This window comes from Parapedobacter tibetensis (assembly GCF_024704835.1).
GTDB classification, from domain to species: domain Bacteria; phylum Bacteroidota; class Bacteroidia; order Sphingobacteriales; family Sphingobacteriaceae; genus Parapedobacter; species Parapedobacter tibetensis.
In genome coordinates, this window is sequence record NZ_JAMXBE010000015.1 from 20,103 (window position 1) to 31,871 (window position 11,769).

The window sequence follows — 11,769 nt, forward strand, 5'->3', positions numbered from 1 at the left end:
AAACAAAAAATAACAGCTATGACACCCTTTCAAATTGAAGTACCGCAGAACGTATTGGATGATTTATCAATGCGATTGAAACAATCCAGGTGGACGGATGAACCGGAAAACGCCGGGTGGAACTTTGGCACCAATCCGCACTATTTACGGGAACTGGTAAACCACTGGCAGACCGAATACGATTGGAGAACCCACGAAGCAGCAATTAACGAACTACCCCAATACAAGACTGAAATCGATGGCATCACCATTCATTTCATTTATGTAAAAGGAAATGCAGAAAATGCTTCCCCGATCATGTTGAGCCACGGGTGGCCAGACTCGTTCTACCGCTTTCTCAAGATCATTCCTACATTGACCAACGGTACAGACAAGCGTCCGGCTTTCGATCTGGTGATCCCTTCCATACCCGGATTTGGCTTCTCCCAGCAAACGGCTATAGATAGTGATAAAACGGCGGCATTGTTTAATAAGCTCATGACCGAAACGTTAGGCTATTCATCCTACTTTGCCGCAGGAGGTGATATGGGCACGTTGATCACCAAGTCGCTGGCGGTTCAGTTTCCGGATGTTGTAGAAGCCATTCATTTAACCGATGTGGGCTATCCCAATGGTAGTGAAGACTGGAGCACGATGACACCCGCTGAGCAGGAGTTTGGGCAACAGATCCAGCATTGGTTCTTCACCGAGGGAGGATTCAACATGATCCAATCCACCAAGCCACAAACATTGGGCTATGCCCTCAACGATAGCCCGGTAGGCTTGGCCTCTTGGATCATCGAGAAATTTTACGCTTGGAGTGACAATGATGGCGACCTGGAAACCTGTTTCACCAAAGATGAATTGATCACAAACATCATGATTTATTGGGTAAGCCAATCCATCAACTCGTCCATTAGAACCTATGCCGAAAATGCACGCGCCGCTTATATGGGTGGCTTGCAGTCATCCCAACGTGTCGCCGTGCCTACGGGTATATCACTTTTTCCCAAAGAAGCGCAGTTTCCCAGAGAATGGGCTGAAAGGATGGCCAACGTCACCAGTTTCAACAAAATGGACAAAGGCGGTCATTTTGCGGCCATGGAGCTGCCAGAGCTATATGCCAAAGAACTTGCCGACTATTTTGGCTAGCCATGTTCATAAGCGGGCCAACGAATAGGAAGAGGTAGGTACGCCTACCCTTCCTATTTACTACCAACAGCCAAGGTATCCGCCACAAATTTCTTCGGACTTTTCCCATAGACTCTTGTAAATGACCGCGTAAAGTTTGCCGGTTCAGTAAACCCGACGCTATAAGCAACCTCAGCCACCGTAAGGTCGCCAGCAATCAGTAGGGTTGCGGCCTGGCGCATGCGAATACCGATCACGTATTCCTGGGGCGTATAACCAGCTACTGCCTTTAATTTACGGGAAAGCTGACGACGGTTCATCTTGAGCGTTTCGGCTAAACTGTCGATATCAAACCGCGAGTCTGAGAGGTGATGTAATACGGCCTCTTCGGCACGCCTCATAAATTCCTGATCCATCACCGCCAAATTGGACAAATTGGCTTCAAAGTGATAGGCCTTTGCTTCGTTCGCATACCATTCACGAAGTGTTTTACGAGAGGCCAATAGACTCTTCACCTGGGCCGCCAGCACATCCGAGTTGAATGGTTTGGTGATATAGGCATCGGCACCACTGCCATATCCTGCAATTTTGTGTTCATCCCGCTGTTTTGCTGTCAGCAATATCACCGGTATATGGCTTGTTTTCTCGTCAGCCTTTAGACGACTGCAAAGTTCCATACCATCCATCTTAGCCATCATAATATCACTGATGATCAGATCGGGCACAAGGGACATCGCTTGCTCAAGGCCATCCAGGCCATTGGACGCCTCTTTCACAACATATTTTCCGGTCAGATTTTCACGGAGATAAGCCCGCAGGTCTTCGTTATCTTCGACCAGCAGCAGAATAGGGCAATCCGCGCTACCGTCTTCGAAATCACTAGGCTCAATCGGTTCACTATTCTCCATTGCCGACAATTCCGGTTTTTGATCGTCGGGATAATCATCTATATCGGCTTCTATCTCCACTTTGGCTGGTAAGGAGACAACGAACCTGGCGCCTTGTCCCTCACGCCCATCCTCGAAAACCTCTCCTTTCAGCAATAACGTCAGCTCCTTAACCACCGCCAGACCTATCCCTGTCGAATCCATATCAAATTGCCCCAATTTATCGACCTGAAAAAAAGCTTCGAAAATCCGGTCTTTATACATCCGCGGTATCCCAGGTCCCGAATCCTCAATCTGTATTTTCAAAAAAGCTCCACGCTGATGGTCATTACCTGTCTGCGTCAGCACCACGATCTCCCCATGCTCGGGTGTGAATTTTATCGCATTGGACAGCAGATTACTGAGTATTTTATCCAATTTATCCAAGTCGGTAAATACGACCGGAAAACTGGTCTGAAACCGGAATGACAAGCTTATTTTCCGTTCGTCGACTCTATTTTGGAAACGTTCCGCAAGTTCACCCACAAATTCGATAATGTTGAACGAACTGATATGTACCTTCAAATTACCTTCCGACTTGCGAAAGTCTAATAATTGGTTGACCAGATTGAGCAACCGCGTTGCATTTCTATAGGCCAATGCCCCTAATGATTTTGCCTGCGTTTGTGATAGATCGTTGCTGACAATTTGCCTCAACGGATCCAGTATCAGCGACAGCGGTGTACGAAGCTCATGGGATATATTCGTGAAAAAGTTAATTTTAAGCTCATTTAACTCCGCAATCTCCTTGCTGGCCAGTTTCTGGTAAAAAATATCGCCCTTTAGCCGTTCGCGTATACGTATTTCTCGAAACAAAAAATACAATCCGGAGGTCAACAAAATGGCATAAACAACATAAGCATAACCGGATTTCCATATCGGTGGTTTGATGATAATTTTGAGGGATACGCCCTCTTCATCCCAAGTTTCCCGGTTATCCGACACCTTAACCCGGAATATATATTCCCCAGCATCCAGGTTGGTATAGGTTGCTTCCGTCCTATTCCCGTTGAATATCCAATCCTTATCAAACCCTTCCAGCTTATAAGCATATTGGTTGCGCTGCGCAGAAGTATAGCTCAATGCGGCAAACTCGATGGTAAAGACAGTTTGATCGGGGTCGAGTGTTATTTCATGCGCAACGCTGATATTTCCCACCCGTTTATGCAGCACCCCATTGCCAACATCACTATTGGGTAAACGGAAATCGGTGATTACTACCGGAGGCGGGTTGCTACGCACATGTATGTTATCTGGGTCAAACATATTGAATCCATCCACTCCACCAAACAGAAGGTCCCAAAAGGGGCCGACCACCCCTGCACCCTGCACAAACTCATTCCCTTGGAGACCATCTTCAACGCCGTAATTTCTTATTTCCAAGGTATTGCCATCGAGGAAACTTATTCCCCTCACTGTGCTCACCCATAGATTGCCATTGCGATCCTCCAGGATATGGTTCACAATGTTGTTTACTAAGCCGTCGGTTTCTGTGAAAACCGTAAAATTACGCTGTTTCGAATTGTACAGATAGAGCCCTCCACCCATGGTACCCACCCAAATACGCCCCTTTGAGTCCTGATGGATAGCATAGACGACATTGGAACCGAGGTTTGAATTTCCTTTATTCAGGTACGTGAAACGTTCGGTATCTGGGTGGTAAATGTTTACGCCATAGTAGGTGCCAATCCAGATATTTCCGTCTGCATCTTCCATCAATGCCCTGATCGTCTCATTGTTCAAGCGTTGCGTATCTACCCCATAGCCGAAATGCTTGGCCACACGACCATTGGGATCCAGTACAGTTACCCCTCCGCCATTGGTGCCGACCCATAAATTGCCCTTCTTGTCTTCCAATAAAGCATAAACTGCGTTGTTCCGTAGTTTGCCGTTTTCTTTATGATAAACATCCAGGGTATGCCGGGAGGTGTTTAACCGGACAAGGCCTTCGTCGTACGTGCCTACCCATAACGATTCCTGACTGCTGCTCATCAACAGGGAAAGGATGACGTCACTTGGGAATGAAGCCGCCCCCGATTGCTTATTATAAGGCGTATAACGATTTGACACCATGTCCCATAAATGTAAGCCGCCGCCATCTGAACCCATCCAGATTTTCTCATCTTTATCCACAGCAAATGAGGAAACCACGTTGGTATTGGTGTTGATATCTACTGGATTGCGGATTTGGTACTTACGGAAAAACAACTGATTCTTGGCAAAGACGTTTACGCCACCAGCGAATGTGCCTACCCATAGGACCCCTTGCCTATCATAATATAACGAGTAGATGGAATTGTGGCTCAACGACTGGACGTCATTGGCATTTCGTTGGAACAAGGTCGACTTTCCACTTCGCCGATTCAACAGCACTAAGCCTTGCTCCGTTCCCACCCACAAACTATCACTGCCGCTTTGGCATAGCGTATGGATGGCTGTATTACCAAGCGAAACGGGGAGATTGGGCGACGCCGTTCGGGGAATACCCTCCTTATCCATCATAAACAGTCCATTTCGGGTACCTACCCAAATGCTTCCTTCGGAGTCTTCTAATAATGTCGTCACTTCAACGGCTCCGCCCAGCATTCCGTTTGCGGCTGTCAATGGAATGGCGGACAACTGTCCCGCTCCCTTTTTCAACATGAACCCTCCTTGTGACGTCCCTATCCAAAGCGTCCCCTCGGAGTCTTCACATATCGCACTAACTGATAGATGCGCTATCTCTTTAAATCGTTCATCATTATGGGAGGCAGCAACCACCCGATTTTCCTCTCTATCAAGCACATATACTCCGGCAAAGGTACCTATCCACAAGACGCCCATGCTATCCTCATACAGTGTATTGACGGCTCCGCCTCCGTAGGTAACGAACGAGTCATCCTTGCGGTTATATCGAGCAATACCTTCGCCGCGCGTTGCGACCCATAAGGTACCCGACCGATCTTCGAGCAGGCTACTAATATGGTTGTAGGAAATTGATGTACTGTCTGCTGGATTGTGCTTATAGACCTTAAATTGGTAACCGTCGTATCGATTGAGCCCATCCTGCGTGGCAAACCACATAAAACCCATCCTGTCTTTTAGGATAGACGCTACCATACTTTGCGACAACCCATCCTTCGTACCGATATGCTGGAAGTGGATGGGGAGCCCAGCTTGGCTGAACGCCAAACCTATAACGCTAAATACCGATATCAGAAATGTCCAAATACGCTTCATACGCCTCCCACGTTAATGACAAACTTAGATAAATCCGCTTTTATATGCAATTTAATCGCGTTGCATATAAAAGTGGATTTATCGGTCTCTCCTCTGCCATTGAAAGACAACTTTTATAGAGGAAATATAGATAATATGCCTTCACATATCGCACAATTGTCATTCCCGTATCTTCACAATCCTGAAGTTGTCCCAAGCCAAATCGACGTCAGCGGTTTGTGTTCCTTCCCCATTGTCATAAAAAATATTGAACCCCAAGCCTTTGATGCTTTGGTAAGTGCCAGGGTTATTGTTCAATTTAGACAGTGATATCGCTACCGTTTTCCACCCGTTCGTTTGCAAGGTTTCATTTTCGGCTGGCTCCCAAAACATGGCAAACTGCCAGTTGAAATTAAACTCCACGTTACCATCCTTTAAGCCTTCCCCTGGCACATTTATTTCAAATTTCAGCGCCAGGTTTGTAATCGGTTCACCGTCCGCAATATCATCCGGATATTGCAGTTTAGCCCCATCCGTCGGCGTAGCTAAATCTTGGCACCACCATGTACCCGGTGTGACGTTGGGCATATTCCAGTATAGGTATTTGTCTGCATATGGAGGTATCGCCGCGTATGAATCGGTAATGATTGGCTTCGGTCCCCAAGGTGCGAACCCGTTCTTATCGTCGAAATTCAAGAATACCTGTGAGTCGTCATGCCAAGTCGCCATGGGCGCGCTGCTGCTGGATCCCCCTTCGTTGACCAACGTAAGCGCACCAGCTTGCGTAGCCCCCGGTGGAACCTTCACTGTCGCCAATAGCCCGTCATCCGATCCTGCAAATTCCGTGGCTTCAATACCCCCGGGAAAGGTAATTGAACGAAGCAGGTAAAGGTATTGCCCTTGCAGGAGGATGGTTTCTCCGGGCATTCCAAACTCGTTGCTGATGGCAGAAACAATCGGTTCAGGTGGCACAACGGGGAAATTTACCTCAGCCAAACCATTTTTAGTAACCACTCGAACCGTGTTGAGATCTTCTGGATTCAATATACCAAACGGCATGTTTCCCGGAATCGTCACCACCAAGGTTCGGTCGGTAGCGAGTGCTGGATTAAACACCGTCTCATATCCGTTAAAAAACACGCCGGTTGCATGGCTGAAACCAGTCCCCATAATTACCACCGTTTCACCGGGCAATGCCCGGGTAAGCAAGCTGTCGTTAGGGGCCGGGCTAATGGCCCGGAGGCCGGTAATAGTAGGCCTTATGGATTGGTCTTGCTTTTCGCAGGCCATCATCAGAAAAAGGCCAAAAACGACACCGATAACAACGGTGCTAAAAATCATTCTATCGCGTAACATAGCAGTCGATATGGTTTAAAAATTAATCGTTTAGTTTGCTAAAATCAAAAGGCTCCGGGTCTAAAGACAGGTTAGGCGCCGCCAGCTTTTCAGCTTCCGGAATGGGCAGATAAATGCTCTGTTCCGAAGCAGCATAATAGGCGGGCTCATAGGTCACATCATACAACCGTGGGTTTTTCGAACCCGACACGTATGAAATCGTATACGACCCTTTATCCTGTTTGGCAATGTAATCCAATGCGCCGGCCTTATCAAAATAATACCACCGCATCACGTCATACCAGTGGATGCCTTCCATCACCGTTTCGACGCGTTTTTCCTGGAGGATATCCATAAAATCAATCGATGATTTTGGCAGCATTTTAGCGCGTTCGCGGACGACATTAAAGTATGTCAGCGCTTCGGCGTCTGACGTGGATGATGCATTTCCCAATATGGCGTCGGCGGCAATCAGAAATACCTCCGGCAATCGCATCATATAGGTGTTGACATAGGCCGTCATAAATGCTCCTTTACCCCCATTATCCTCCGGTGTGCCGATGATGTACTTTTTGACATTGGCAATGGAAGTAGACTCATAGGTCAATCCTCCTGATTGCTGGTTGATTTCCGGGTAATGATCCTGGTTGAACATAAACGTGGCTTTCCGCCGTATCGAATCCTGTGGATTGTCCATGTAGTAACGGATTAGGTTTGCCGATGCGCCATGGGCCGCTCCCCATCCATCGCCCGTTCCGGTTACTTGTGGATCGAACGCCATATAGGCTTGATAGGAGTTATTGACACCCCAAGGGGTAGAAACGGCCATCCATTGAATGGCAAACAGACCTTCTTGGTTGTTGTTCGAGCTATTATTGTTTTTGGATAGGAAAAGATCGGCGTAATTACTCTGCATGGCATAGTTACTTTGATGGATGACCGTACGTGCATAATATGCAGCGCTATCCAGATCATCCTGCGTTCTGTTGCCGGTTGCCTTGCCCAGTCCTGATCGGGTCAGATACATCCTGGCCAGCATTCCCGCTGCTGAATACTTGGTTAGCCGACCTTGTTCACGGGGTATTGGCGGGAGATGTTCTTCTGCAAACCGAAAATCCCTGATGATGAACTCCCATATACTTTCCTTTGTATTTCTCCTGATTTCCGAATCAGCCATTTGTTTCTCACTGTCATAGATAATGGGTATCTCTCCCCAGTTCATAACCAAGTAGTAGTATGCCAGTCCGCGCATAAACCTCGCCTCACCGATGCCCTCGTTCCGCTCCGCTTCTGACACGCTGACCGCACGGGTCCTAATATTGTGCATAACAATATTGCTTTGGGCCACAATCTTATAAAAGGATTTATAAGCAGGAAGCAACGTATTTTGGTCCGTTGCAGGTACGGCAAATCGATAAAACATTTCGCGGTCGTTGGAAATCATATTTCCCGCCCGGGCATCACCAATGGCCAATGCCGCTTTATCGTTATAGTCAAACCAAACAATGTTGTATAACGGACCTGTGGCGGCTCTTAGCTCTTCGGCCGTATTGTAAAAGTTCGCTTCCGTAATTTGGTCTAGCGGCGGCCGGTCCAAAAAACCCTTTCCGCAGGATTGCAATAGCAGAAATGAGATAAGGAAGGCACCTGTATTTTTTATTCGTATCATCGTGTTAGCTATTTTTTATCTGAAAATGCTTATGAACAATTATCCTTAGTTATTGGCCGACTAGAAGTCGACGCTCAGGTTGAATGAATACATCCGGGTGGGCGGATACCTACCATTATCAATACCGGCCACCAAAGACCCTCCATAGGAAAACATTCCCACTTCCGGATCGTATCCTTTGTATTTTGTAATCGTAAAGACGTTCTGTACATTGATTCCCGCCTTGATATTGCCAATGAAAGCGATATTGCGGTAAAAGCTTTTGGGAAACACATAGCTTAGTGCGGCATTTTTCAGGCGTATATAGGAACCGTCTTCTATGTGGGCATCGTTAATCCGCCCATTGCCGTTGGGGTCGCCGACGACAATACGCGTGATGTTATGTCCCGGATTGGTCAGATAACCATCGGTGGAACCCGCGTCGAGCGTGCTCGGACGCGCAAAATTGGCTACTTCCTTGAAGTAATTGTTAAATACGCCGCCGGAGCCCGGGCGTCCATACGTGGCGCGTGTAAAGTTATAGACATCATTGCCATATGCCCCTGTAAAGAAAATGTTCAACTCAAACCCTTTATAGGCCAATGCATTGTTAAACCCGAAGGTAAACTTCGGCCATGGATTTCCAATAACTACCCGATCTAATTCATCCACTACACCGTCGTTATTGACATCCCTGAATTTGATATCCCCTATCCAACTAGCCTGTTCAGGATGTGCTTTTACCGGGTTCGTCGTTTGCGCAGCGTGGTTTTGTATCTCCTCAATACTTCCGAATAATCCGTCATGAATATAACCGGTAATCAGTGCCGCGGTATGTCCAACCCGAGTTTGCGTAATCACGCCCTCATAATTGATTAGCATGCCATTTTCGTCACGCAACATGGTTATTTTGTTCCTGTCAACCGAAATATTGGCACTGGTACGCCATTCGAAATTGTTTTTCCGGATATTCACTGAATTTAATGTAACGCCGAAGCCTCTATTCCGCATGGATCCAACATTCGTTGTTGGGAACTGGATATATCCCGGCGAGTAGGCGATATCTCCACCAGAATAATAAGGATATTGATTGGTTGTCAGCAAATCGCTTATATTTTTAACGTAGGCATCTGCAATCACTTCGAGCCGGTTATTGAACATATGCAAGTCAAAACCGACGTTGAAGGTTTTCGCCGTTTCCCAACCGAGCGTCGGATTGGCAAAATTCTGCGCGAGCAAGCCTGTTCCCCAAGGGGTAGGCACGGTCTGCAAGCGTGCAAAATACCCACTACCCTGTGAATTGCCGGAGAGCCCGTATTCGACACGAAGTTTCAGTTCATCAATGCGCTTCACTTCGCTCATGAAGTTTTCATTGGAGACCCGCCAGGCCACCGAACCGGAAGGGAAATATCCCCAGCGATTATCCGGACCGAAATCAGACGACCCGTCGGCCCGGTAGGTAAGCTGAGCGATGTACCTGTCATTAAACACATAGTTCAACCGTCCGAAAAACGATTCCCTTGCACCATCACTCCGACTACTTCCATTGGTTGCAGTACTGGCGTCGCCATACCCGAGTTCAGGAATCAGGTTACTCACAAATTGTTCCCGCGCAGCGGAAAGTCCTTCGCTACCCCATTCCTGCGCCTCGTGGGCTACCATCGCATTTAAACTGTGCTGCCCAAACTGTTTATCGTATTGCACACGGTTGTGCACGTTGTACCAATACGAGTTCCCGCTATCTCTGGACGCTTTCGTAACATCATTTACATAGCCCCCAAACTGGTAAGAGGGATTAAAGGAATAGCTGTTCGTATACTCAATCCGACCATTCACTTCACTGTGCCATACGAGTCCGCTGATGATATTGACATCGGCATATGCCCCTCCCCAAAAAGCCCTTGACCGATTTCTGTTGTCATTGATACTGGCCAATGCGATGGGGTTGCTCGATTGGAACTGCGTACTGATGGGCCCGCCCCAAGAGCCATCGGGATTTCTGACCGGGATGGAAGGATTCTGTGAAATCGCCGTATGCAACAGGCGTCCGCTTGACACATTGATCACCTCCTTAGCCTGGTTTACATTCATGTTGGTTCCGATTTTCAACCATTGCCGGGTTTGGTTATCCAGGTTCAAGCGAACGGAAGCACGATCAAATCCGGATCCAAGCACAACACCTTCCTGTTTGAAATACTCCGTTGAGAAATAGAAGGTAGTCTTATCGTTCCCTCCGCTCAGGTTAAGCGAATGCTTTTGCAGCAGTGTTTTACGGAATAATTCACGCTGCCAATTGGTGCCTTCGCCCAAGACCGACGGATCAGATAACTCCACATCGGCAGCAGCAGCACCGGCAGCGGCATAAGCATTTCTAAACTCGGCCCATTCGCGAAGGTTCATCACTGGCATATATGCCGGCACGTCCTGCATGGTCATCAGCGTTGAAGCGTTAATCTTGGTCTCACCCGATTTCCCGCGCTTCGTGGTAATCATGACAACGCCACTTGCGCCGGCAGACCCAAAAATCGATGTGGCTGAAGGCCCCTGTAATACGTTGATCGACTCGATATCATCGGGATTTATCCCGGCCAGCGAATTAAACCCCGATGTTTCGCCAGGGTTGCTAGGCTTGATCTGCACACCATCGATGACATATAAGGGCTGGTTATTCCCCGTCACTGAATTGAGCCCTCTGATAATGACCGATGGTGCGGCTCCGGGTTGACCGCTTGATGTGACCAAGACATTAGCGGCGCGGCCCTGCAGAGCCTGTTCAAGCGTGGTGTTTACCGTCCGCTGAATTTGCTCCGCACTGATGGATACCTGCGAACTGGACAAGTCGGTCTTCTTCATCCGTCCGTACCCTACAATGGTGACTTCGTCCAATGCGCGGAGGTCTTCCGTCAGTTCAACTTCGACGTACCCTTCCGCCCCAATACTTACTTCTTGTGTTGCGAAGCCAAGGCGCCGAAACTGCAACTGGTTGCCCTGTCTGGCCATGATGGAAAACAAACCGTCGCCACTGGTATGCGTCGAGCGGTTCGTCCCTACGACCACTACCGTCACGTCCGGCATGGGTTCGCGCCCCACGCTATTGACAACCTTCCCCCGCACCTCACGCATATCTTGCGCATGAAGATTGCTGAAAGGCAGCACCATCATCAGCACCCAAAAAAACAGCCTAGCATCGAGGGGAAAATAAACCCGAGTTCTTCCCGCGAAAAACAAATTTGTACAAATTTTCGTCATAAAATAAGTTCATTAAATAGTTGTTAATAAAGGTCTGTATTACCATTGGTCCATTATTTAATGTTAGCTTTATTAGATTCCATGATGTTATGTGCGGAATTGAAAAAAGCTATAATTGGTTATTCAGGGCAATATTAAGCTAAAACAAGAAAAACGACTTATCATTTTTCCGCAAAAGCTTATCATATTAGGCACCAAAGAAAAACTCGTATGGTACCTGCATAAAACTGGCAGGATTGAGCAATCAGATAAAGGAATACCGGGCTGTATTTAATGCATGCGTGGAGGCCTTTATCGCCAGCA

General features: G+C 47.6%; 5 protein-coding genes. 1 reads left to right on the forward strand and 4 read right to left on the reverse strand.

The window, feature by feature from the left end:
- Positions 1-18: 18 nt before the first annotated feature.
- Entirely contained in the window at positions 19-1,131 is a 1,113-nt protein-coding gene (locus NF543_RS20030; RefSeq protein WP_257669974.1) for an epoxide hydrolase family protein, read from the forward strand.
- Between the two features lie 53 nt (positions 1,132-1,184).
- On the opposite strand, the gene NF543_RS20035 is transcribed toward NF543_RS20030, so the two are convergent.
- The 4 genes from NF543_RS20035 to NF543_RS20050 form a co-directional block, all read right to left on the reverse strand.
- A complete protein-coding gene (locus NF543_RS20035; protein ID WP_257669975.1) occupies positions 1,185-5,255 on the reverse strand; it encodes a hybrid sensor histidine kinase/response regulator transcription factor in 4,071 nt (1,356 codons plus the stop codon).
- A 159-nt stretch (positions 5,256-5,414) separates the two neighbouring features.
- Positions 5,415-6,590 (reverse strand): glycan-binding surface protein, encoded by a 1,176-nt coding sequence (locus tag NF543_RS20040; RefSeq protein WP_257669976.1) that lies wholly within the window; start codon positions 6,588-6,590, stop codon positions 5,415-5,417.
- A 22-nt stretch (positions 6,591-6,612) separates the two neighbouring features.
- A complete protein-coding gene (locus NF543_RS20045) occupies positions 6,613-8,238 on the reverse strand; it encodes a RagB/SusD family nutrient uptake outer membrane protein (RefSeq protein WP_257669977.1) in 1,626 nt (541 codons plus the stop codon).
- A gap of 60 nt (positions 8,239-8,298) precedes the next feature.
- Positions 8,299-11,466 carry a SusC/RagA family TonB-linked outer membrane protein gene (locus NF543_RS20050; protein ID WP_257669978.1) on the reverse strand — a complete coding sequence of 1,056 codons (3,168 nt, stop codon included), beginning with the start codon at positions 11,464-11,466 and terminating at the stop codon, positions 8,299-8,301.
- Between the last annotated feature and the right edge of the window lie 303 nt (positions 11,467-11,769).